Here is a 24,853-nt window from a genome sequence, read left to right as displayed (position 1 = left end):
AAAACACCTTTTGCGGCTGCAAAAGGTGTTTTTGATTTATCTTTTAAGAACCTTATCCTCTGATGGCTCTTCTTCCTGAGGGAAAACAATTTGATCGACGACTCGCTCACTTGCTTTTCCATCAAGATCATCGAAGAAATAATGAACAAATGAATCAATTTGCTCAAAGTTATACTTCTCTTCTTTAATGATCGAAATCATTTGCTCAGACGTTTTCGCAAGAGGGCCAGGAATAAAGTCAAAGTAATCGTAATAGAAATCACGTTTGCGAATATAATCATCTACATCATAGCTGAAGAAGATCATTGGTTTATTTAATAAAGCATACTCAAAGCAAACAGAAGAGTAATCCGTTATCAGAATATCTGTTACGAGCAATAGCTCGTTAATTTCCCTGAACGAAGAGAAATCATAAAAGAAATCGCTGTACTGATAAGGTATATTGGCATCGTTTCGTACGAATGGATGAATTTTGAATAAGAAGATATATTCATCCTTTAACTCTCGATACAGACGGTCAAAATCAAGCACTTCAAAAGGATAATGAGCTGATTGCTGACCGTTTCCGCGGAAGGTTGGAGCAAAAAGAATGACCTTTTTGTCCTTTAGAAACGGATATTCCGTGTAAAGGCGTTCTTTTACAAATGCCTTCTTCGCTTCATCAAAGAAAAAGTCTGTTCGCGGTACGCCCGTAGCAATGACGTTCTCAATGTCTACCCCAAAGCCCTCTGCGTAGTGCTTCCGTATATTTTCAGAGCTGACAATAACCTTCGTGTAGTTTCTATGGTTTTTCGAATGCGGTGACGGTCCTCCTGGCAGACCGATTCGGCTGTAGCCGAATGTCTTAAAGGCGCCGACAGCATGCCACAGCTGGACAAGGTCCGCATTTTTACGGATTTTTAACGGATAAATAATCGGATAAAAATCATCTATAAAAATGATTTTGCTTGTCGCAAAATGATAAGCCATCGACATCAGTTCAGACAGGCTTTTTCTATCTCGAATGCTGCTCTTTAAGAAAAATTTGAAATCAAAATTTTCTTCACGTTTCAGCAGCTCTTCATAAACAAATTCGAAGTTTCCTGTCATATCAAGCCGGCTGTCAGAAGCAAAGACAATTTTATTAGACTTAATTGGAAGCAGGCGGAATACATCATAAGCAAAATGGAATAAGCTTGTATTCAGCTTGCGCAAAAAGCGGTTTGCCTCTTTTCCAGTATCCAGCTCCAAAAGGCTCGGATCAATTTCCTGCAGTTTGTTGCAAGACAAATTAATCGTCTTTTCGCCCTCATCATAATTAACGATCAAATTGAACTTCATCAGCTTTTTAGCAGAATGAAATTCCATTTTTGTGGCATACACATCATTAGAAAGGAAATTACTTACATTTCCGACTGTGTGCACTTCCTGATGTTTTACATTTTGGTCATCTACAGCTTCAATCTCGAGAAACAGCTTATACTCGCCCTGCGGAAGAGGCTTGTCATTCAGCAGCTTAGAAAAGTTAATCTGCTGTGAAAATCCTGCCCACTTATAGGCTCCAGGCACATTTGAAGTATCAATTGACAGCTTATCTACCGGAACATCCCGCAGTGAAACAGCTGTAAATAAAACACCGTTGTTCACCAATAATAAACGTTTTCGAACCTGATCCTCTTTTTGAAGCGGCAGGCCCTTGATATACATATAACCCGCAATTTTTAGGATTGACCCATTCCAAGAAAACTCAGAAATCTTTCTGACAGGGACTTGCTGGTTTTCTTCAATTCGCTTCGTTTTATCAAATAGAGAAAAAACCCTGTTATCAGCTGGATGGACAATGACAGCTGCATTTTCTTTTTGCGTTTTCTTTTTTGATCTGAAAAGTCTGTTCTTAATCTTTCTTGCCAGCTTCACTTTGTACCTCACTTTCTCCTAATCGGCACCAGATGTTAAAAATGATGAAATAAAATCGGCCACCCGCTCTGAAGATTTGCCGTCCTGATGGGTGATAAATGCCTGTGAAAAATCTTCAATACGTTTCGTATCAGCCTCGTGATCACTCTCGATATCGTGTACAAGCGATGGAACGTCTTTCGAAATCGGCCCGGGTACAAACGATTCAAACGGGTAGTAGAAATCACGTTCTTCCAAGTAGTCTTCTAAATCCGGACAGTAAAAATACATCGGACGTTTCAGCAGGCTGTACTCGAAAATAACTGAAGAATAATCGGTTATCAGCCCATCAGAGATTGCCATCAAATCGTACAAAGAGTACGAATCAGTTAAATCCAGCACAAAATCATCCTCTTCCGTGTGCGCATGTTTGCGCATATACGGATGAAGATGGAGGATCACGACATAATCTTTATGGTTTAGCGCCGATTTTAATTGTAGCAGATCAAGCGGTATAGCGTCACCCTCTTGATGATGTCCGCTGCCTCGAAAAGTAGGAGCATACAAAAGCTTTTTTTTATGCTTCAGTTCAGGATAAACCCGATGAAACTCATCCAGTACAGTGCGAATATGTTCCTTATGATAAAAATAATCCGTTCTTGGAATGCCGAGCGGCAAAATCTGCTTTTGCTCCATTTGAAAGGCTTCGGCGAAATGCGGAACGGCAGCGGGTGCACTGACAATGGCATAATCATAGTTTGAATGCACGGGAACAATCTTCAAATAATCAGAAGAAGGGCCGAACGGCTTGTTCACAATGCTGTAGCCAAATTTTTTAAACGCGCCGCAAGCATGCCAAAGCTGGATGGCAACAGTTTCCTTTCGTTTTGGCACAACATACAAAGGAAAATAATAATCATCCAACAAAAGCACGCGGCATGTTGCAAGGTGATATAACGAGCTGAAAAGGTGAAGCAAATATGCAGCTCGTCCAATCAGCCCCTTATCCATCTTGCGGAACAGCAGGGTGATGCGAAGAGACGGATCTTGCTTCAGCTTTTCATAGACACCTTTAAAATTATCACTTAAATGATCCTCACGATAGGAAGCTATGACAATTTTGTTGTGCTGTACTGGTAATAAAGCGCTCAATAGTTTATAAGCAGTGCCGAATACTCCTTTTACAATTCGTGTAAGGAATGTTTTCACTGTTTAAATTTCCCATTCAATAACAGTTTTTCCCCAAGATGAAGTCAAATCTGCTTCAAACGCGTTTGTAATTTCCTCAATACTGCGTACCGGGAAGCGTCCGCCAACTAATGTTTCTAAATAATCAACGACTTCAGGGTATTGAGCTAAAAAGTCTACAGTACGGGCAAAATCCTCGCGTCCGCTGCGGCTGCTGCCGATCAGCGTAATCCCTTTTTCAAGCACCATTCTTGTTTCAATTTCAACAGGGTATTCAGACACGCCTAGGAGCGCTACACACGCTTCAGGATGGACATGGGCAATGATTTGCTCAATTGCGCTTTCGCTGCCGCGTCCGCCCACGCATTCAAAGGCATGATCAATTCTGACATCTTCAGGAATGTCGTTAATTTGATAAGCTGCATCAACAAAAGAAAAATGATCAAGCTTGTAAGGTGTTTTTCCGAAAATAAACACCTTGCTGTCTGGATATTTTTTCTTCAGTAGAAGCGTCATGATAAATCCGAGATTTCCGTCCCCCCAGACACCGAATGTGTCACGCTTCTTATGCGCCATGCGCTCAAAGCGGGAAAGCGCGTGAACTGCAATTGTAATAAGCTCAGTGAAGGCTGCGACATGCGGATTAATGCTGTCTGGAAGCTCAACAAGCCGATCAGGCGCCATGAACATATAATCCTGCATAAATCCATCATAACCGCTTGAACGGAATCTGCTGGAACGCAGGTAATTCTCTGCGATGACTTCATGCTCTTCAACCGGTGTATTTGGCACCATAACAACCCGGGTTCCGACTTTAAATGTGCCTGTTGGATCAAACATGACTTTTCCGATCCCTTCATGGATCAGAGCCATCGGCAGTTTTTTGTCCATCGCTTCTTTGCCGCGTGAGCCAGTATAATAACGCTGGTCTGCAGCACAGATGGATAAATGGGTAGGACGGACGACGACCTTATCTGAATGGACAACTTTATCTTTATATGTCACTTCAAATTGTCGGGCAGAAACTAAACGATATGTTTGATTAATCATTGTGAAATTCGCTCCTGTAAAATGGCATTAGCCACTTTTAAGTCATATGGTGTCGTTACTTTAATGTTAAAGACTTCACCGCGGACCAGCTTCACTTTTTCACCCGCTAACGAGCAGATCTTGCAAGCGTCAGTAAGGACAGCTTTTTGCTCATCGGACAGTTTATTATAAAGCTCGACCAATTTGCTGATCCGGAAGCTTTGCGGTGTTTGCCCCTGATACATGTTATCGCGGACAGGGATATCAGAAATAAATTCCTGGTCTTCTGAAGCAATAATTGTATCAATGGCTGAGATAACAGTATCAACCGCGCCGTATTGAAGAACAGCATCAATGTTTTCATCGATAATGCGATGAGTGAGAAACGGACGCACAGAATCGTGAGTGATGATCACGTCATCATCCTGAATACCGAATTCTTTTTCAATATAGCGGATGCCGCTCATAATAGATTCATTACGGTCGCTGCCGCCTTCAACGACAATCAGGCGATCATCCTGCCCGATGAATTTCTTTAAAATGTCTTTTGTATGGTTAATCCACTCTTTAGGGGAGACGATTAAAATCTTATCGAAACGGTCATTTAATAAAAACTTTTCAACCGTATGAATGATAATTGGGCGTTTATTTAACGGCAAAAACTGTTTTGGCATATTAACGTTCCCCATGCGGGAACCTTTTCCACCGGCTAGAATCTCAGCATAAATCATAAAATGACTCCTTCCTTACTACAACTCATAATGTTTTATAAAAGGTTTTCATATTATTTGCAATACCGATCTCTATTATATATAAAGATCAGTTTAATTTCTCATTTACATAGCTTAAAAGCAGCTTGCTGGCATTTCCTCTTGAGTACAGATTCCATTCACGTGAAAAGCGCTCCACTTCAGCTTGAAGCCTGTTCATATCTTTCAGCTGGTCCAAGAGCATTCCTGAATCACGGCAAGGAACCCCGGGGATTACCTCTGTATAATGGCGGATTAAACCGCGGGTTCTGTTGTAAGCCTCCATATCATACGTATAAAACAAAATGGGTTTGTCCAGCAAAGCAAATTCAAAAGGGACAGAAGAATAATCTGATATTAACAGATCACTCATTTTTAAAAGGTCTGCAAGCGGGAGGTCTGATACGTCTTTTATCCACGCACTATCCCCATGCAATTGAGCAGATTGCTTCATAACAGGATGAAGTTTTACTGCAAGTAAATATTCTCCTTTTAAATCATGCTGCAGCTGTTTTTCTGAAAACGGCAGCGAAAAGCTTTCAAACTGATGATCCCTAAAGGTAGGCGCATACAGGATGATTTTTTTCTCTACCGGCAGGTGATATTTGCTTTTAAGGTCATTGCTGTTTTCCTTCACCTCATAGAAAGCATCGGTTAAAGGCACGCCAAACCGAAGAAATTTATCACCTTTTATATCGAAGAATTCCTTGAATATGTCAGCCATATGTTCAGAACCGACGACAATCCGGTCAAATGAAGCATACACTTTGCGAAAGCGTCTCACGTCAGCCCGCGAACGATTCTGTGTGTTGATATCCTTTAACCCAAATCGTTTAAACGCTCCATTCGCATGCCAAACTTGGATACACTCGATATCAGGTCTGCAGGTCAAAACGGTTGTCAAAACAAAATAGTTATCAACAATCACAGCTTTACTGCTCAGCATAGAAAAGACCGCTTTATATATATGAAGCGGGTGTTTTTCGTTAATAACTGAAACAGTAAGCTCAGGAAATTCTGTTTCCAGCGATTTGGCATGCTGGGTCAGAAGTACATGAATGGGAAATGAGTAGTGTCCCATCTGATATTCCTTTAATATTGCCCGGGCATTATCAGGAAAGGAAACAAGAAGGGTCACTTGACTTCCCGGTTTGACCCAAAACAGCAATGCGCCGATGACTTTGATGAACACATAGTAAAAAAACGCAAACCAGGATTTCAATCTGTCATCAGCTCAAAACGGCTGCCACTGATTGTCGGCAGGCACAGTGAAAGATTCATGCATTTCATTACATACCATAGCTCCTTTAAGGCCCATTACAGATGGCGTGATTGATCTTTGACCTGTCCCGTATATTGCGGCTTTGCTGAAGTTCGTTCATGTTTCAGCACGGCTGTAACATACTTAGGAATGCTAAGCATTCTTCTCCAGCGCGCAGGGTTTGTGATCAGCCTGTACATCCATTCAAGGTGAAAACGGATAAAAAATGAGGGCGCTCTTTTGACATTGCCGCTGAACACATCAAAGCTTCCGCCCAGCCCTACAGAAACAGCCTGAGGGAATAGATGTCGGTATTTATGGATAAAGAACTCCTGATTAGGATAACCTAAAGCAACAAATACCATGTCAGGATTTGAGGCTGCGATCTTGTCTGCCACCTCACGTTGATTTTTCACATAACCGTCAGAATATCCGGCAATTTCAATCCCAGGATAATCACGTTCGACTCGCTCGATTGTCTGAGCAATCACATGCTTAGCTGCACCGTAAAAGAAAACCCGTTTTTTCTTTTGATCAGCCTTCTCAAGCAAAGACGTAAACAAATCATAACCGGCGATTCTGGATTGAAGCGGCTTACCAATTAGCTTGGAAACCAACACAACACCAATGCCATCCGGCAAAATAAAATCAGCAGATGAAAGAACCGCTTCATAACGCGGATTTTGCATCGCTTCAAATCCGATTTCAGGATTCGCTGTTACGATGAACGCACCTTTATTCTGGTCCAAAAATGACGTTTCTAAATGTGATACAAATGAAGTCAGTTCACCGTCTACAAAATCTAATTGATTAATGGGTTTTGTTTGCATCGTATCAACCCTCCTTTTCATCTATATGTCTATAAAAAATACGTGTCATTCGTATAGTTTGATTAAAGACTCTTTGTCTGAAAACATTTTACTCTATCTTACCACAAAAATCTTTAGGAACTTTTAACATTCACATTACAATTCCTTCACGTTTTGACGATGAATTAATATGAGGAGGGCGTACAAAATAAATGACGCAGCAGAAAGAAAATCGTTTCACTTAAAAACGCGACAAAAGATTCGATTTTTTCGAAAAAGAAAACTTGTTATAATGGGTATGGATAAGACATTAGACCTGTAAAAATTATACATCAATACAACGATGATACCAAAAAATGCTGATGATTGACATTTTTAAAGAGCCTTAACTTTTATAGGAACTTATGCTATTATTGTTCAATATTAATGGTACGTAAAAAATGTGTCGAAATTATAAACAATCTGTTAAGGTTTGTGGTTTTTTTCTGGTACTCTCAGTTGAAAACGGTTGGAAGGTGATGTTATCTGATGAAGAAAGTGATAACGTACGGAACATTTGATTTATTTCATTATGGACACATGAAGCTGCTGCAAAGAGCAAAAAATCTGGGTGATTACTTAATCGTAGGATTATCTACAGATGAATTTAATCTTCAAAAACAAAAAAAATCGCATCATTCCTATGAACATCGAAAATTCATTTTAGAAACAATTGATTTTGTGGATGAAGTGATTCCCGAAAAAAACTGGGAACAAAAAATTTCAGATATTCAAAAGTACGATATAGATACATTTGTGATCGGCGATGATTGGAAAGGGAAATTTGACTTCTTAAAGGAATATTGTGAGGTCATTTACCTTCCGAGAACAGAAGGCATTTCAACTACCCAAATCAAAAAAGACATGGCTAGTTTATAGAAGCACTAACTTAAAGAGGCTTGAAGTAATTCAGTTGCTTCTTTTTTTCTTGTTTGCTGAGATAAGTATTTAATTGTTCGACATTTAAGGAGTCTAAAATGAAATCAAAGATTTTAATGAAATATAGAAGTCTATTGGTCAGAGTATACTCAATTGCTTTTAGAACAATTGGGCTTTTGCCCAGGAATGAAAAATTAATCATCTTCGAAAGCTATTCCGGCAAACAATTCAGCTGTAATCCACGAGCAATTTTTGAGTATCTTGAGGAAAATAAAGATAAATATGATTACCGATTAATCTGGAGTATAGATAAAAGAAACAAAGATTTATTTGATAATTTAGATGTGAAATATTTAAAAAGATTCTCTCTCAAATGGCTATGGTATATGGCTACAGCGAAATATTGGATAACAAACAGCCGCTTGCCGTTATGGATCCCAAAACCGAGAAAAACCACATATGTGCAGACTTGGCACGGAACTCCCCTAAAAAAACTTGCAAATGACATGGACGAAGTACATATGCCCGGCACGACGACTGAACAATATAAAAAAAACTTCCTGAAAGAAGCTAGTAAATGGGATTATCTCATTTCCCCTAATGCATACTCTACGGAGATTTTTAGAAGTGCTTTTCAGTTTAAAAGAACCTTTATTGAATCTGGCTATCCGAGGAATGACTTTTTACATAAAGAAAATAAATATGAAGAAATGCTAAAAATAAAAGACAGATTAGGTATTGATAGAGATAAGAAAATTATTTTGTATGCCCCAACTTGGAGAGACAACTCATTTTATGCTAAAGGTAAATATAAATTTAATATGGTTTTAGATTTAGAAAGTCTTAAAGACCAATTAAGTGATGAATATATTCTTATTTTAAGGATGCACTATCTTGTATCTGAGAATATTAACTTAACTGCGTACAAGGGTTTTGCTTATGATTTTTCAAATCATAATGATATTAGAGAGCTATATTTAATATCAGATATATTAATAACAGATTATTCTTCGGTGTTTTTTGATTTTGCCGGTTTAAAAAGGCCGATCCTTTTTTATGTTCCTGATATTGAATTTTATAGAGATAAACTAAGAGGCTTTTACTATGATTTTGAAAAATGTGCTCCGGGACCTCTTCTTAAAACAACAGAAAAAGTAATTGAAGCCATACACAAAACAAAGCACTATAAGCAGGATGAAAACCTTACTTCGTTTTATGATCAATTTTGTTATTTGGAAAAAGGTGATTCATCTAAAAAAGTTGTTGAAGAAATACTTGGATAAAAACATTTTCTTTTAAAGGAGTACTTGAAATGTTGTTTTCAATTGTAATGCCTGTTTATAATTCGGGGTTATATCTAAGTGAAGCCATTGACAGTATCATTGATCAAACTTTTAATTTTGAAGAAAACATCGAAATTATATTAATTGAAAATAATAGTATCGACAATTCGAAAAACATATGTGAAAAATATGCAACAGCATTTCCGAATAATATAAAAATTATTTATCAAGATACACCAAATGTCAGTTTAGCAAGAAATAATGGATTAAAATTTAATGAAAATAGTGAATTTATAGGCTTTATTGATTCAGACGACAAAATTTCACCAAATGCTATTGCAGAAGTATTAAAGTTTTTTAAAAAACATACCGATATTAATTTAGCGGTGCTGCCGCTATTTTTCTTTGACAATAAAAATGGAGAGCATTCACTTAATTATAGATTTAAAAGTAATAAAAACATTGTAAACATAACTGATAATTACTCTTCTGTTCACTATCACATTGGTGGAACATTTTTTCGGAAAAAAGCAATAGATCGTTTAGGAATTTCTTTTAATGAACAGATGGATTTTTGGGAAGATGTTTTATTTATTAATACTTTTTTAATTAAAGAACAAAAATATGGTCTTATTCCTGATGCTAAGTATTTCTATAGAAAAAGAAAAGAGGAAAATTCTCTCGTAGACACTTCATGGTATAAAAAAAATAGGTATACTTTTTTACTTAAAAATGGTTATGAGGAAATGATCAAAAGATCATTAGAGGAATACGGTGAGGTAATACCTTATATTCAATGCTTAATTCTAAATCATGTAAAGTTATTTATTATTCAAAAAAACAATAACTTGATTTATGAAGTACTAGATGAGACAGAACAACTGGAATTCTTCAGAGAATTATATAAAATTTTAAAATATATGGATGAAAAGTTAATTATCAATCAAAAAATGAAAACATACTTAAAAGAATATCTGATTTCATTTAAACGATGGGGTTATCCTGTTAATAAACTTATTCAAATAGGAAAAATTGAAAACGAAAAAGTTGTAATTACTTCATGGAGAGTCAATAAATTTTCTATTGAGCTAATTGTGAGTTTGAGTAATGAAGAATCTGCAATTAAAGATGAAAATAATGTTTACATCTCTTATGGAAAAAAATTCATAAGGGCCAAGTTAAACGAACAAACACAAAAGAATATTGTTATTTGGAAAACTACTGTTAGAGATAGAAAATATTCTTCTTACCAATTAAAAATTCCTTTAGGAGTTATTTTTTTTAGGTTTATAGTTGAAAAAGATAATCATTATGTTTATCTCCAAAAAGTCAATGTTTTAAATAAATTATTTAAGAGGTTAATACGAATCTAATTCTTTTCTATAAAACAAAATTCAAAAGGAGAATGAAAACTTGGAACAAAAGAATTTTTTCTTTTCTATTATAATGGCAATTTACAATGTTGAAGAATTTTTAGATGAAGCAATAACAAGCATAATTGATCAGGCACTTGATTTTGAGCATCATATACAGTTGATTTTAGTCAACGATGGAAGTGTTGATGCATCAGGGGAAATTTGCTTAAAGTATAAAGAAGCGTATCCAGAAAATATAGTCTTTATCGATAAGGAGAATGGCGGAGCAAGTAGTGCGCGTAATGAGGGTTTAAAATATGCCAAAGGTAAATATATTAATTTCTTAGATCCTGATGATACATTGTCCCCTTCGACCCTTTTAAAAGTATATGATTTCTTTGAAAAGAATTATTCTAAAGTCGATGTAGTTTCTATTCCAATGATGATGTTTGGTAAAACAAGTGGTCCACACTTATTAAATTATAAATTTGATAAAACTAGGCTAGTTCATATCTTGAAAGAACATACAGGAATTCAATTATCAGCACCAAGTTCATTCGTGAAAAAAGAAGCTGTTAAAAATCACTTTTTTAATGAAGATATGGCCTACGCTGAAGATAGTGAATGGCTGACTAAAATTATAATGAAGCGCCAAGTATACGGTATTGTGTCAGAAGGACAATATAATTATCGACGAAGAGAAGATGCGTCATCTGCAACTCAAACAGGTAAAAATGATAAAAAATGGTATGTAGATTATTTGAAGAATTTCTCTCGAGAATTAATTAATCATAGTATTACAACATTAGGATACGTTCCAAGATACATTCAGTATATGATTGCCTATGACTTGCAGTGGAGAATAAATATAGAAGACAGAACTGATGTTTTGACGGATAACGAAGTTGAAGAGTTTTTTGACTTGCTAGAAAGAATACTTGCATTTATAGATGACGACATAATCTTTGAACAAAAATCTCTAAACTTGCACAGAAAATATTTTTTAATCAAATTGAAATATCGAAATAAAAAAAATGTATTTAAAAAGATCTTTTTGAATCGTAATGTGAATTTATATTTTAAAGAGAAATTAATTAATTCTATGAGATATGAAGCTATAACAATGGAGCTATTAAGCATTGAAAAGGGGATTTTAACCCTTGAAGGTAATTTTGGTTCATTATTTGATGCCGCAGAATTAGAAGTGAAAGCATGTGTCAATGACAAAATATATCATGCCGAAAAAATTGATAGAACAGTACACAACTTATATTGCTTAAATAAGCCAGTTAAAGAGTACCTGGGCTTTAAGGTTGATATCCCAGTTGGTGAGCTTGCAAATAACTCGAATATTGAAATGATGATTTCATCAAATGGAAAACTAATAAAAGTAAAAATTAACTTTGGACGATTATTCCCGCTGGATAAACATATAGTTGATTTCTATACCAAAAATGGTATAGGGATTTATTTCGATCATAAACTTAATAATTTAGTAGTTCTAAAAGATAAAAATCAGATTATTAGAGCAAAAGAAAAGCGGGCTCAAAGACGTTTTAAGACCTTTAATAAAATAGGTGCTGAGAAAGCATCAAATGTAAGAAAGATTATGGAACACCTCTATAAAATAAAGAAAAATAAAAGAGTATGGCTTTTTATGGATAGAATCAACAAGGCCGATGATAATGCTGAAGCATTATTTGAATATGCAATGCAGCAGAATGACGGCATCAAAAAATATTTTATTATCAGTAAAGATAGTCCAGATTATAACAGGCTGAAAAAAATAGGACCAGTTGTTGCATACGGGTCACCTAAGCACAAATTCTTACATTTACTTGCCGATGAAATTATCTCTTCACATGCAGATGATTATGTAGTCAACCCGTTTGTGAATATGAGGAAATATTATAAGGACTTATTTAAATTTAACTTTGTTTTTCTTCAACATGGAATTACGAAAGATGATATTTCGGGATGGCTTAATAAGTATAAGAAAAATATTAGACTATTTATAACAGCCGCTCAACCTGAGTATGAGTCTATAATTAATGGTCATTATAATTATTCAAAAAGAGAAGTAATTCTAACTGGATTTCCTAGATTTGATAAGCTTGTTAATCATAATCATAAAAAGATATTAATTATGCCAACATGGAGAAATCATTTAGTAGGAAAAATAAATCCGCAAACAGGGAAAAGAGATTATTCACCACTCTTTAAAAACTCAGTTTATTTTAATGAACTTAATAATTTATTAAATGATGCTAAACTTATTAATGAGGCTAATGAAAAAGGATACGAGATCGTATTCTTCCCGCATCCAAATATTGTTCAGCAGTTGAAAGATTTCAACAAAAATAGTTCAGTGAGGATTGCGGACATTAATGAAAGTTATCGAGATCATTTCAATAATAGTGCGATTTTAGTTACAGATTATTCATCCGTTGCATTTGACTTTGCTTATCTTAAAAAACCTGTTTTTTACTTCCAATACGAAAAAAATCACTTGGAAAAAGGGTATTTTGATTACAATTCAATGGGGTTTGGAGAAGTAATTGCTGATAAAGATGCTTTAGTTGATAAGCTGATAAATTGTATGGAAAACGATTGTATAATGGATGCCAAATATATTGATAGAGTAAATCAATTTTATAAGTATACGGATAAAGAAAACTGTAAACGTGTTTATCAACAAATTATTAGTCTAGGAACTAATATTAAAGAGGGAATAAAGAAATGAAAAAAGTAGCGGTTTACGGTAGTTGTGTTACACGGGATAATTTTAACTCTCAATTTAATGCTGATTATAAAAATTTTTTTGATTGTGTATTGACCCAAAACCAATCGTCCATTATTTCAACAATGAGTAAACCTAACTACATTGTTATTGATAATGAGAACATGTCTAATCATGAAAAAAACACTTTAAAGACGGATTTTGAGAATAGCTTTCTAACCGAGATTAAATCTATTCAGCCAGATATATTAATTTTAGATTTTTTTGCAGATGTGCATTTTGGTTACGTGGAAATTTCTAGCAATCAGTATATTACAAATAACAGGTGGACACTTCCTAAAACAAATTATTATAAACTTTCAATTCAAAATAAAAAGCAAAGCTTTAATATTGAAGATCATTTTGAAAAATATTTTTCACTATGGAAACAAAAGTTTAATCTTTTTTATAACTATGTGAAATTAAATTGTCCCGATATCAAAATTATCTTAAATAGTGCAAGAAATGTTCATCATTTTTTTGATAAAGAAGATAAGAAAAAGTTGCTTATTAATGGAGGAAACATCAAGATAATTGATGTTGATTATTATAATAGTGTTTGGAGCAAATTTGATGCGTACGTGTTAGACAGCTTCAGTGATGTAGAGGCAATAAGTTTATTCGAAAATAAAAAATATAATTCATATGAAAACCATCCATGGGGCAAATTTTATGTTCATTATACAATGGATTACTATACCAATTTTTTGGACCAGTTAAAAAACTCAGTCTTTAAATAAATAGTATACGGAGGATTCATCGTGAAAATTGAGATAATGAACATTTCTGTAAATCTTAAAAATGATGGGTGGATAATCTTTGGTCATACACACAGAATCGAGGAATTTGAGGGCCTGGCTTTAAAATTAAAGACTAATAACATAGCCTTTGAGCAGCCTATTCAGATAAAGCTTCCTTATTCTTATATGCATAAGGAAGGTTATTTCTTATGTGAAGTGAAATTTGCTCATATAATAAAGTCGAAAAAACTCGCCTTCTCTAATGAGTGGGAATTGACAGTATTAAACCAAAATGCCCAATTACTAATTAGCTGTCTCGATGGTCAACACAAACTAGAAATAAAGCAACCAGATTCTTTGTATTTTGGGGCCTGCTCATTAGTGAATAATAAATTAGTCATTACAGTACAGCCTGACAATGCAAAATTCAGTATATTTAGTATTGAAGAGGGTAATTCACCTGACAAGCTTCATTTAAAACTTCAAATAAAGGGAGAGAAGCATAAATTATTTGAAAACAACGATTTACTATTCGTTCTTTCACGTAGGCCACATGGAACCCTTTATCAATTTCATGAAGAACAAATAGAACTTGGAAAACTGTCTCAAGCTGATGACCACTTTGAGGTTGACCTTGATTTATATAATCTTCCGGATAATATTATTGTTGACGATTCAAACATTTGGGATTTTTATATCAAATTAGACAATAATTCTGAATCTATTTTGCTTTCTTGTTTAGTTGATAAAGAATTGCCAAGTTCTCTTGATAAATTAAGTGCACTGAGAAGCCACCCATTTCATTATGTCAAATTAAACAAAACAGGAAGCAACTCATTATCTCTGCACACATATCGAAAAGATACAAATATTGCTCAATTAACCTCATTTGAAGAAAATGACAAGATTGTAAGGCTTTATATTAAGATAAATACTAAGATAAATTCACAATGTAAAGTAGTTTTTAGAAAAAGAGAGAAAAAAGGAAATGGTTTCGAATATTATTTTTCTCAAGAATACAGTCTTCTAAATAACGGTGATCGATTTTTTTGTGAGATAGACAAAGGAAATTTGTTAAAATTGCTAAGAAAAGATCATGCGAGTGTATGGGACGTGTTCATTTTAATTGATAGTAAAGACTATGTTTATATTAGCTGTAATGAAAATATTGAGACTGATTATTTTAATATAGCTGATGGATATAAAGTGAAGTTCTTTAAAAATGGTGGAAATCGATTATCTTTGTATATGCTTTTTGACTCAAATAAAGATGCAGATACACTTAATATAGCTGTTTTAGGTACTTGTTTTAGCAGAAATGCATTCAATTCGTCATCATTTTTTAACCCTGATTACAAAAAATTTTATAAATGTTGTTATACACAATTCCATTCATCAGTCATCAGTTTGATGTCTGATCCTGTAGATATAGATTTTAATCAATTTAATGATGTTAAAGAAAGTGATCGGCCATGGGTAGAAACGGATTTTAAAAAAGACTTCTTTGTAAAGTTGAAAGAAGCAAACCCTGATTACATTATTATTGATTTTTATTGCGACGCGAGTAAGCCGGTCATTAGAACTCAGGAAAATAATTATGTGACTTGTAACTATTTTATTGAAGTAAGTAAGTTCTTATCAAATTGGGATAACATACACATCATAAATCATCATGAAAATCAGAGGTATTTTGAGCTTTGGAAGAAAAATATTGGTAAATTTCTCGATAAGTTAAAAACCATTATTCCTGAAGATAAAATTATATTGAATAAGGGCAGATTTACCGAAACATATTATGGAATGGATAGTAAAATAAAAACATTTGATGATATTCCAATGATAAGGAGAAATAATTACTTTTGGGATAAATTAGATAATTATTTCCTGTCTATTGCCCCTTCAGCAAAGGTAATAGATTTGTCTGATACAAAGTTTATAGGAGATGAAAGATATCCTTATGGTTTATCTTATTCTCATTATGAATCAGATTACTACAGAGAATTTTTTAACAGATTATTGAAAATCACATCAGAAGACCAAATGAAAAATTAATTACATGAATAGTTCTAAAATAAGGTTGTTGTTATCTTATCTTTTTTTAGAACTATTCTTTTTATATTAGTTGTATATTGGATTTTTAAATTAACAAGTGGGTCTGTCGACTATTACATGAAAAATGAATGAATATCTGTTACAATATTCACCGGTGCTTTCAAATTTCTTTAACCGAAAGATCCAAAAAATCATTTAAGTCTAAGGAAGATAAACAATGAATGCATTAGTAAGAATCGTAAAAGAGCAAGTGACATCGTTTCCTTTAATTTTGCGCTTAGCTTCGTATGAGACAAAGTCTCAGTATCAGATGAATTATCTTGGCGTATTATGGCAGTTTCTCAATCCTCTCATTCAAATGCTGGCGTATTGGTTTGTATTTGGTATGGGGATTCGTAACAGCAAGCCAGTCATAACAGGTATTGGAGAAGTTCCTTTTATTGTTTGGATGTTGGCTGGTTTGATCCCGTGGTTTTTTATTAGCCCGACGATTTTGGATGGATCAAACAGTGTATTTAAACGGATCAATATGGTTGCGAAAATGAATTTTCCGATTAGTTCACTGCCTTCTGTAGTGATTGCTTCAAATTTATTTAGTTATTTTGTAATGATGGGTGTTTATGTCATTGTCCTTTTAGCAAGCGGTGTTTACCCTAGCTTGCATTGGATACAATATATTTACTATTTAATCTGCATGATTGTGTTTATGTTTTCATTTAGCTTGTTTAACTCTACAATCAGTGTGCTTGTCAGAGATTATCAATTTCTGCTGCAGGCCGTAACCAGATTATTGTTCTTTTTACTTCCGATTTTTTGGAATATCTCAGAGCAGCTCGGGAAAAATCACCCGAATCTTCTGCCTGTGCTTAAGCTGAATCCGATTTTTTATCTGATAGAAGGATTTAGGAACAGCTTCTTAGACGGAAAATGGTTTTTCCAAGACATGAAGTACACGCTGTATTTCTGGCTGTTCACATTCCTTTTATTGTTAGTGGGTTCTATTCTGCATATGAAATTCAGAGACAAGTTTGTTGACTTTCTTTAATACGTAAGGAGATTGTACGATGAAACTAAAAGTTTCGTTTCGAAATGTTTCAAAGCAATATCATTTGTATAAAAAACAATCGGACAAGATAAAAGGATTGTTTTTTCCGGCTAAGGATAATGGTTTTTTTGCTGTGCGGAATGTCTCCTTTGACGTGTATGAGGGAGAGACAATCGGCTTTGTAGGGATAAATGGATCAGGGAAATCAACCATGTCTAACCTGCTGGCTAAAATTATTCCACCGACCAGCGGTGAAATTGAAATGAACGGCCAGCCGTCGCTGATTGCGATTGCTGCCGGTTTAAATAACCAATTAACGGGCCGGGACAATGTCCGGCTCAAGTGTTTGATGATGGGGTTAACCAATAAAGAAATTGATGATATGTATGACAGCATCGTTGAATTTGCTGAGATTGGCGATTTTATTAATCAGCCGGTTAAAAACTATTCCAGCGGGATGAAATCGCGTCTCGGTTTTGCGATTTCCGTGCATATTGACCCTGACATTTTAATTATTGACGAAGCGCTTTCTGTAGGGGACCAAACGTTTTATCAGAAGTGTGTAGACAGAATAAATGATTTTAAAAAGCAAGGGAAAACGATTTTCTTTGTCAGCCACTCGATCGGCCAGATTGAAAAGATGTGTGACCGCGTCGCTTGGATGCACTATGGTGAGCTTCGTATGTTTGATGAAACAAAAACGGTTGTCAAAGAGTATAAAGCGTTTATTGACTGGTTTAATAAGCTGTCTAAAAAAGAAAAAGAGACATATAAAAAAGAGCAGACGGAAGAGAGGAAGAAAGAAGATCCTGAAGCGTTTGCCCGTTTCCGCCAAAAGAAGAAAAAGCCGAAATCATTGGCTAATGCGGTTCAAATTGCTATTTTGTCTATCCTGACTGTATTCATGGCAGGAACGATGTTCTTTAATGCTCCGCTTCGTACAATTGCTTCGTTTGGTGCTATCCCGCAAAATGAAGTGAAGAATCATCATGGCAATGCAAAGGGCAAGTCAGATGAACGCTTAACCGCAGTCAATAAGCAAGGGTTTATAGCAAATGAAAAAGCGGCTGCTTATAAAGATCAGGGTTTGAAACAGAAGGCTGACGTTACACTGCCATTCGGTACAGAGGTGTCGGTAGCTGCAAAAGGCAAACAGGCAGCGAAAATAAAGTTTAACGGACAGTCTTATTTTGTGAAAAAGAGCGCTGTTGCAGCTAACATGAAACATGCTGAATTGCATGCCGCTGCATTTACGTCTTATGTCTCGCAAAACGCAGCTTCTTCCTATGAATACTTTCTGAAATTCCTGGGAGACAGCAGAACCAGCATTCAATCCAAATTGAATGGATATACTGAAGGGGATACGGCTGACGGCAGAAAAACGTTAGATTTTGATTATGAAAAAATCAGCTATGTGCTGGAGAATGATAAAGCAACAGAGCTTATTTTTCATAACATTTCTCCTATCAACCCGGCGTCACTATCCTTAAGTGATAGCGATGTATTGTATGACAGCAGCAAGGATCGTTTTCTTGTGAATACAGCTGATCTTGTCTTCACAGTTGATAATGAAGAGCATACACTGACTTTGATGTTGAAATAAAAAAAGGCTATTGGATGAATGTCCAATAGCCTTTTTGTTTAGATTTCTTCTTTGTTTAGTAAACCTTCCATAAATGGAACGAGCTGATCGCGAAGCTCTTTATCCTGCATCGCAAATTCTAGAGTTGTTGTGATAAAGCCGAGCTTTTCACCAACATCATAACGCTTGCCTTCAAAATCGTAAGCAAACACTCTTTGAATTTCATTCAGCTTTTGAATGGCGTCTGTGAGCTGAATTTCTCCGCCGGCGCCAACCTGCTGCTCTTCTAAATACATGAAGATCTCAGGAGTGAATACGTAACGGCCTAAGATGGCAAGATTAGAAGGTGCTGTGCCTTTAGGCGGTTTTTCAACGAAGTTTTTCACCTGATAACGGCGGCCTTCACTTGTCAGCGGGTCAATAATGCCGTAGCGGTGTGTTTCTTCTTCAGGCACCTGCTGAACACCGATAATAGAAGAAAGTGTTTTTTCATATTCATCCATTAATTGGCGCAACCCTGGTGTGTCAGCCTGAACAATATCGTCTCCAAGCAGTACCGCAAACGGCTCATCGCCGATAAAGTTGCGCGCGCACCAGACAGCATGTCCGAGACCTTTAGGTTCTTTTTGGCGGATATAGTGAATGTCAGCCAGGTTAGAAGCCTTTTTCACTTTTTCAAGCAGCTCAGTTTTTCCTTTTTCTTCTAGGTTTCTTTCAAGCTCAGGAGAGTAATCAAAATGATCCTCAATCGCACGCTTGCTTTTTCCTGTTACGATAATAATATCTTCAATACCGGCTTCAACAGCTTCTTCAATTATGTATTGAATGGTAGGTTTATCAACGATAGGAAGCATTTCTTTCGGCATTGCTTTCGTAGCCGGCAAGAATCTCGTTCCGAGACCTGCGGCAGGGATTATGGCTTTACGTACTTTTTTCAATTTCAAAGCACCTTCCTTAAGAACAGATTTAGGGTCACTCTTTTGAATGCAGAGTATTTAAAATGTTTGAGTTTCTTTTCTCATCAATACCCTATTTTCATTCTGTTAAACACATTTAATCATATAAGAAAAACCAATATTAAACAAGAGTCAATTCAGTGACTTTGGGGTTGAAGAAATACAAAAAAATATCATTAATTGATAGATAAAACAGTTTCACCTGATCCGGTATTTCAAGAAATATAACAGCTTCTTCATCTCTAGAGCCTGCTCAGCAAAAGTGATATAATGTAGTTCTGAAAATGTGACTGTACGAATTTATTCGAAAGGTAATAAATAGATGATGACGATTAAGGTTTCTACTCCAAAATTAGCATTTGTTTGTCAAGAGCTGAATGCTGCAAAAAAGTTTAGTATCAATACGATCGATTGGAATTATCCAATGGAAATTGTCACTTTACATCATGAGCCCAATGGGCCTTCTTCTTTTAAAGATACTGCTGTTATTAATATGTACAGCTACTTTAAAGGTTCTGAACCTCAGAAAGATAAAATCAAGCATCCGATTGAACAAGAAGGTTTAACATATATTCAAGAACCAAATAAGCCAATTTATCGTTATTACAATAATGGACGTTATATCAAATATCAAAGGTTTACAGCATCAGGAGAACTTGCTGTTATTGATTACTTTAATGAAAGCAGGCAAAGATTTAAAAGGGAAGAATATGATTTGTCTGGATATGTACACAGCTTAATGTACATGGATCTGGACACTAACAAACCGAAGCAGCATCTTTATTTAAGGGCAGATGGCACTTGTTATATGACAAAATGGTATAAGAATGATGGAACAACTGAAAAAATTGTCATTTTTGACGAAAAAGAGAATATAGTCAGTGTATTGTATTCAGAAAATGAACTTGCCCGTTATTTTCTGAGCCGCTTGATAAAGGAAGCGGATTATTTATTTATGACTTCTGAAGTTGAGTTATATACTACATTAAAATCTCTTTCAGTTGAATATTCTTCCATGTATCTAGGTTTTATAGAGACGAATGAGATGTTGGAAAACCCTGAAAAGGAAATAGGCCACCTTGATGCTTTTGTGGTTCCTTCCTTGAAGAGATATCATGACATAATTAAAAATACGGGGCCTCGCACAAATATTTATTACGTTTCTGAAGAGCCGTTTACCCGCAAGCGTTTTGTGGACAAACTAATAGATCAGGTGCCATTTAATAATCAATTGAAGGATATGAATGTTGAGCTGTTAATGGCAGAATGGCAATCAAAATCCGATTTATATCTGTCAGCCAAGGTTGAATTTAAAGGCTGCATTCCTCCCCATTCTGTTGGCCGCCATAAAATGTATTGGAAATTAAAAAATAAAAAGAGCGGCACTGAAAGCACGTTTAACGCAAAAGTAAACAGCGAGGAAGAACTAATATTTACCGTAAGCGGTACACTTCGTGTTCACTCTGTATTAGATCAGTTGTCCACCATTGAATTGTATCTCTGTTCCGAGTGGGATAATAGCTTCTTTGCATCAGGTGTGCGAATAACCGATTCAAAGGAAATTCCATTATCAAAACAAAGTATTTCAGGCTGGCAAGTTACTTTAGAAAAAGAAAATAATTATTTGCGTGTTCAGACTGCCGAGGGATTTCGGAGAAAATTAATGAAACGGCTGTTTGTGAAAAAATAGCAGACAAGGTTTTACCAGAAGAAGGAGCTTGAAGATGAGAAGGATCTTTTCACTAATATATGAAATAGACATTGAAAAAGGCGGCATTACAAGCTCTATGATGTCAAGATCTTTTACATTTGCGGAGCGCGGCCATAAAATCGATTTGGTTACACTTGATTATAAAGACAATTATGATCAGATTGAGCAAGTGCTGAAGAGCGCTGGAAGGCTGCATGCTGATGTAAATATCCTCAATATTTATGATGACTATAAAAATCAGCATAAGCATATAAAAATTGGGGAAGTGCAACAAAGTTACTATGATCAAAATCGTAATCGCTTTGAAGAACCGTATGCTGCGTATCATAATGAGGAAAAATTAGAAACGGAATACTTCAAGAATGGCTTATATATTAAAAAGAAAAAATGGGATGAGTCGGATAATCTTTTATATGTAGATCATTTCAATGAAAATATGCAAATGACAAAGCGAGAATTCTTTCATGGCGGTTATGTAAATAAAACTGTGATATTCGATACAAGAAGCGGAAAAATCAATCAAATTCACTACACAGCACCCGACGGTTTCTGTTATTTAACAGAATGGTACCATTTTAAAACAGGAGCCAGTCAAGGAGTTATGCTGTTTGGCCGTGATGAAAAGGAAGCTGTATTTTTCAAAAACAAGCACCAGTTTCATACACATTGGCTTGAAACGTTATGTGAGAAAGAAAAGGACCCTATTATCATCTGTGATGGAGTCGGAAGTGCTTCAAAAGTAAATGAAATGCGTGCAGGATTGGCAAAACGATTTTACTGTGTTCACTCAAATCATTTAGATTATCCTTATACGTTAGGCAGCAAAGTTCGAACCAATCATCAATATGCGATGGAGCATATTAAGGATTATGACGGGCTGATCGTATTAACGAATGAACAAAAAGAAGATATCATGAAGGATTTTGAGTCGAACAATAATATTTTTGTTATTCCTCATGCACCAAGAAGGCTTGAAAAATTACAAACGTATGAAAAGAAGAAAAACGAATTTGTCATGGTGGCCAGATATCATGAGGAAAAAGGGATCGATAAGGTCATAAAAGCAATGGGAATCGTAAAAAAATCCCGGCCGGATATTGTCCTGAATATATATGGCAGCGGTCCCGGCCATGAGGAATACCAGCAATTGATCGATGATCTTAAGTTAGATAATGTACATTTAAAAGGATATGTCGCAAATCCCGCTCCATTTTATCAGCAGGCGCTTGCCACATTATTAACATCAAAATTTGAGGGGTTTAGTCTCGCGATTTGTGAATCGTTTTCGTGCGCAACCCCTGTTATCAGTTTTGATGTGAAATACAGCCCGAGGGAGCTCATAAAAGAACACGAAACGGGAATGCTTGTAGAACCTGATAATATTGACATGCTTGCTGAAAGTATCATTTATTTGTACGACAACCCTGAGAGAGCCATTCAATATGGAAAAAACGCAAAGAACTTAATGGATACTGAATATAGTGAAGCCCGATTATTTGAAAGATGGGAAGAAGTATTTGAAATAACGAAATAGTACGTTTTTGCATCATTTTTGTTCATTATATGAGCTTTTGCGAATGAAATAGAAGCGGATAAGGATAGAGGTGTCATGGTGAAAATCACTGCAGCAGTACCCACATACAACTCAGAACATTTTATCTCCCGCTGCCTGGATAGTCTGGTTCAACAAACCATGCCGAATAATGAGTACGAAATTATTTGTGTAGATGATTGTTCACAGGATGGCACGGTTTCAATATTAAAAAAGTACAGTGAACAGTATTCTAATATAACGGTTATAGAACGAGAAAAAAATTCGGGAGGGCCGGGGGAGCCGCGAAACCAAGCGATACGTGCTGCGAACGGTGAATACATTTTTTTTATTGATTCCGATGATTATGTAGGAATCGAAGCGTTCGAGAGAATGTATCAATTTGCAAAACAGCATGATTCAGATATTGTGCTTGGGAAAATGGTCGGTGTAAACGGCAGATCGGTCCCGCAAGCTATTTTTAAGGAAACGAAACCTGAGGCGGATCTTGTAAAATCTCCGCTTGTTTACTCAATAGGACCGACAAAACTTTTTAAAGTCTCACTGCTTAGAATGCATGACATATATTTCCCCTCTAATATACAGGCTACAGAGGATCAGGTATTTGTCATGCAGGCTTATTTAGAAGCGGACAAAATTTCTGTCTTGGCCGATTATGATTATTACTATGCTGTACAGCATGATGGCGAGCATATGACGTTTGCATACGTTGCGCCTCAAAGCTACTATGGCGCAATGAAGGTAATCATAGATATGATTCGTAATAGCCGTCTTTCACATAATCGCAAAATGAAGTTTATGGCGAAATTTTTGAATCGTCATTTTGATTTTTCCAGAACAACGGACTTTACCGTAACAATCGAGGACGAACGGGAGCAGCAAACATGGATGACAGAGCTGCATCATTTTGTTGAACAAAATATACCACGGGAAATTGATAAACTTGTTCATTCTCATACGCGGTTAAAATTACACTTTGTACGCCATAATGACCTAAAGGGCTTAAAGCAGTTTGAAGCTGATAAAGAAAATATGGCCCAATATACGTCAGTTAAAAATGGTCATATCATAGCAAACTATCCCAGCCTTATCTCATATCATTTGGCAGAGAATGAACGGATTGTTGATGACAGAAACAAAATCAGTCATTACGTGAGCGAATTTCAAATGAAGGACAACACTTTCACATTAAGAGGGTCGGTTACCCACACGGCTTTACAACCAGAGCATCAAGCTATGCAAACTTTATACGGCATTTGGGTGCACCGTGATAGAAAAACTGAAAAAATCATTTCTCCAGTGTATTCCAAGGACGGAGAATTTGAATTTCTCACGAAGTTTACTGATTTGGCTATTCATGAAGAAGATATTGGTGTGTGGGATTTCTTTATTGAATCGGGGATAGACGGCTATAAAAAACGCGTCCGAATTGGCAGCAGCAGAGAACCGTATCCTTATTCAAAACATGCTAAATATATTGGGAATAACGGGGAATATGCTTTCAGCGCACGGCCGTACTTTACTAAAACCTATGATAATTTGTCGGTGGATATCAGAAAGCAGGAAGTTCTGAAAGTCGAATTCAGAGATAATGATTCGGACCAGCATTTAACGTTCGTATTTCCTGGAAGCCAATTGTTTTTTCCGAAGCAATCTTTATTATTGCTCGAATGCAATAACCAAGAGTTTTTAATACCAATAAAAAATCAAATCAGTTCAGCTGATGGGACAGTGATACAGGTTGATCGGAATCTCGTTCAGCAAAAGTTTGCTCCGGCTTATTTACAAAACACCAATATTGTTTTATCCATTAATTCTTATAAAACCACATTGGTTCCGAAAAAGGATGTCAGTGTGTACTTTTGCAGTAAAAATATTGAAAAAAAGCTATGGTGCTTTAAAATAAAGAAGAAAGTAGATCTATTTATACAATCGGACCAATCGAAATTCTATCTAACAGCCCGTTAAA

Annotated in this window: 18 protein-coding genes; 11 read left to right on the top strand and 7 right to left on the bottom strand. The window is 35.7% G+C overall.

What is annotated here, in order from left to right; genetic code table 11:
- Window positions 1–36 precede the first annotated feature (36 nt).
- From SB658_RS13180 to SB658_RS13155, 6 genes are all read right to left on the bottom strand, one after another.
- A complete protein-coding gene (locus SB658_RS13180; protein WP_048654775.1) occupies window positions 37–1,896 on the bottom strand; it encodes a CDP-glycerol glycerophosphotransferase family protein in 1,860 nt (619 codons plus the stop codon).
- Window positions 1,897–1,914: 18 nt separating this feature from the next.
- A complete protein-coding gene (locus SB658_RS13175) occupies window positions 1,915–3,084 on the bottom strand; it encodes a CDP-glycerol glycerophosphotransferase family protein (protein WP_024571914.1) in 1,170 nt (389 codons plus the stop codon).
- Window positions 3,085–3,087: 3 nt separating this feature from the next.
- Window positions 3,088–4,113 (bottom strand): ribitol-5-phosphate dehydrogenase, encoded by a 1,026-nt coding sequence (locus SB658_RS13170; RefSeq protein ID WP_003235523.1) that lies wholly within the window; start codon window positions 4,111–4,113, stop codon window positions 3,088–3,090.
- Window positions 4,110–4,823, bottom strand: a complete 714-nt coding sequence (locus SB658_RS13165; protein WP_003235520.1) for an IspD/TarI family cytidylyltransferase — start codon at window positions 4,821–4,823, stop codon at window positions 4,110–4,112. Before SB658_RS13165 ends, SB658_RS13170 begins: the two co-directional genes overlap by 4 nt.
- Before the next feature lie 88 nt (window positions 4,824–4,911).
- A complete protein-coding gene (locus SB658_RS13160) occupies window positions 4,912–6,063 on the bottom strand; it encodes a CDP-glycerol glycerophosphotransferase family protein (RefSeq protein ID WP_069703629.1) in 1,152 nt (383 codons plus the stop codon).
- A 95-nt stretch (window positions 6,064–6,158) separates the two neighbouring features.
- On the bottom strand, window positions 6,159–6,932 hold the full coding sequence (locus SB658_RS13155) for a WecB/TagA/CpsF family glycosyltransferase (protein WP_015251089.1): 774 nt from the start codon (window positions 6,930–6,932) through the stop codon (window positions 6,159–6,161).
- A 507-nt stretch (window positions 6,933–7,439) separates the two neighbouring features.
- On the opposite strand from SB658_RS13155, the gene tagD reads away from it, so the two are divergent.
- From tagD to tagH, 8 genes are all read left to right on the top strand, one after another.
- A complete protein-coding gene (tagD, locus tag SB658_RS13150; protein ID WP_029318766.1) occupies window positions 7,440–7,829 on the top strand; it encodes a glycerol-3-phosphate cytidylyltransferase in 390 nt (129 codons plus the stop codon).
- A 98-nt stretch (window positions 7,830–7,927) separates the two neighbouring features.
- Complete coding sequence (locus SB658_RS13145) at window positions 7,928–9,112, top strand: CDP-glycerol glycerophosphotransferase family protein (RefSeq protein ID WP_029726008.1); 1,185 nt, start codon at window positions 7,928–7,930, stop codon at window positions 9,110–9,112.
- Between the two features lie 29 nt (window positions 9,113–9,141).
- Entirely contained in the window at window positions 9,142–10,485 is a 1,344-nt protein-coding gene (locus tag SB658_RS13140) for a glycosyltransferase family 2 protein (protein ID WP_410601734.1), read from the top strand.
- Window positions 10,486–10,525: 40 nt separating this feature from the next.
- Window positions 10,526–13,210 (top strand): bifunctional glycosyltransferase/CDP-glycerol:glycerophosphate glycerophosphotransferase, encoded by a 2,685-nt coding sequence (locus SB658_RS13135; protein WP_029726006.1) that lies wholly within the window; start codon window positions 10,526–10,528, stop codon window positions 13,208–13,210.
- Window positions 13,207–13,986, top strand: a complete 780-nt coding sequence (locus SB658_RS13130) for a DUF6270 domain-containing protein (protein ID WP_029726005.1) — start codon at window positions 13,207–13,209, stop codon at window positions 13,984–13,986. Before SB658_RS13135 ends, SB658_RS13130 begins: the two co-directional genes overlap by 4 nt.
- A gap of 21 nt (window positions 13,987–14,007) precedes the next feature.
- On the top strand, window positions 14,008–16,038 hold the full coding sequence (locus SB658_RS13125; protein WP_029726004.1) for a DUF6270 domain-containing protein: 2,031 nt from the start codon (window positions 14,008–14,010) through the stop codon (window positions 16,036–16,038).
- 217 nt (window positions 16,039–16,255) lie between these two features.
- Entirely contained in the window at window positions 16,256–17,083 is an 828-nt protein-coding gene (gene tagG / locus SB658_RS13120) for a teichoic acids export ABC transporter permease subunit TagG (RefSeq protein WP_014665585.1), read from the top strand.
- Between the two features lie 19 nt (window positions 17,084–17,102).
- Window positions 17,103–18,686, top strand: a complete 1,584-nt coding sequence (gene tagH / locus SB658_RS13115) for a teichoic acids export ABC transporter ATP-binding subunit TagH (protein ID WP_029726003.1) — start codon at window positions 17,103–17,105, stop codon at window positions 18,684–18,686.
- A gap of 38 nt (window positions 18,687–18,724) precedes the next feature.
- On the opposite strand, the gene galU is transcribed toward tagH, so the two are convergent.
- Window positions 18,725–19,603, bottom strand: a complete 879-nt coding sequence (gene galU / locus SB658_RS13110; RefSeq protein ID WP_017695322.1) for a UTP--glucose-1-phosphate uridylyltransferase GalU — start codon at window positions 19,601–19,603, stop codon at window positions 18,725–18,727.
- Between the two features lie 340 nt (window positions 19,604–19,943).
- Between galU and SB658_RS13105 the strand changes: the two genes are divergently transcribed.
- The 3 genes from SB658_RS13105 to SB658_RS13095 all read left to right on the top strand — a co-directional run bounded on the left by SB658_RS13105 (window position 19,944) and on the right by SB658_RS13095 (window position 24,852).
- On the top strand, window positions 19,944–21,311 hold the full coding sequence (locus tag SB658_RS13105; RefSeq protein WP_101172236.1) for an alpha-glucosyltransferase N-terminal domain-containing protein: 1,368 nt from the start codon (window positions 19,944–19,946) through the stop codon (window positions 21,309–21,311).
- Between the two features lie 34 nt (window positions 21,312–21,345).
- Window positions 21,346–22,866 carry a glycosyltransferase gene (locus tag SB658_RS13100; RefSeq protein ID WP_029318774.1) on the top strand — a complete coding sequence of 507 codons (1,521 nt, stop codon included), beginning with the start codon at window positions 21,346–21,348 and terminating at the stop codon, window positions 22,864–22,866.
- 75 nt (window positions 22,867–22,941) lie between these two features.
- Window positions 22,942–24,852, top strand: a complete 1,911-nt coding sequence (locus SB658_RS13095; protein ID WP_029318775.1) for a glycosyltransferase — start codon at window positions 22,942–22,944, stop codon at window positions 24,850–24,852.
- Window position 24,853 lies beyond the last annotated feature (1 nt).

This window comes from Bacillus sp. SIMBA_008 (assembly GCF_046535495.1).
GTDB lineage: Bacteria > Bacillota > Bacilli > Bacillales > Bacillaceae > Bacillus > Bacillus subtilis.
The sequence above is the reverse complement of the archived record's forward strand: the minus strand, read 5'-3'. Positions and strand labels throughout refer to the sequence as shown.

What these genes read in the sequence shown, in the direction of transcription:
- SB658_RS13145 (WP_029726008.1), top strand. Translation starts at nt 7,928, where the DNA reads ATGAAATCAAAGATTTTAATGAAATATAGAAGTCTATTGGTCAGAGTA.
- SB658_RS13170 (WP_003235523.1), bottom strand. Translation starts at nt 4,113, where the DNA reads ATGATTAATCAAACATATCGTTTAGTTTCTGCCCGACAATTTGAAGTG.
- SB658_RS13130 (WP_029726005.1), top strand. Translation starts at nt 13,207, where the DNA reads ATGAAAAAAGTAGCGGTTTACGGTAGTTGTGTTACACGGGATAATTTT.
- SB658_RS13155 (WP_015251089.1), bottom strand. Translation starts at nt 6,932, where the DNA reads ATGCAAACAAAACCCATTAATCAATTAGATTTTGTAGACGGTGAACTG.
- tagG (WP_014665585.1), top strand. Translation starts at nt 16,256, where the DNA reads ATGAATGCATTAGTAAGAATCGTAAAAGAGCAAGTGACATCGTTTCCT.
- SB658_RS13165 (WP_003235520.1), bottom strand. Translation starts at nt 4,823, where the DNA reads ATGATTTATGCTGAGATTCTAGCCGGTGGAAAAGGTTCCCGCATGGGG.
- SB658_RS13105 (WP_101172236.1), top strand. Translation starts at nt 19,944, where the DNA reads ATGATGACGATTAAGGTTTCTACTCCAAAATTAGCATTTGTTTGTCAA.
- SB658_RS13100 (WP_029318774.1), top strand. Translation starts at nt 21,346, where the DNA reads ATGAGAAGGATCTTTTCACTAATATATGAAATAGACATTGAAAAAGGC.
- SB658_RS13095 (WP_029318775.1), top strand. Translation starts at nt 22,942, where the DNA reads ATGGTGAAAATCACTGCAGCAGTACCCACATACAACTCAGAACATTTT.
- SB658_RS13140 (WP_410601734.1), top strand. Translation starts at nt 9,142, where the DNA reads ATGTTGTTTTCAATTGTAATGCCTGTTTATAATTCGGGGTTATATCTA.
- tagD (WP_029318766.1), top strand. Translation starts at nt 7,440, where the DNA reads ATGAAGAAAGTGATAACGTACGGAACATTTGATTTATTTCATTATGGA.
- tagH (WP_029726003.1), top strand. Translation starts at nt 17,103, where the DNA reads ATGAAACTAAAAGTTTCGTTTCGAAATGTTTCAAAGCAATATCATTTG.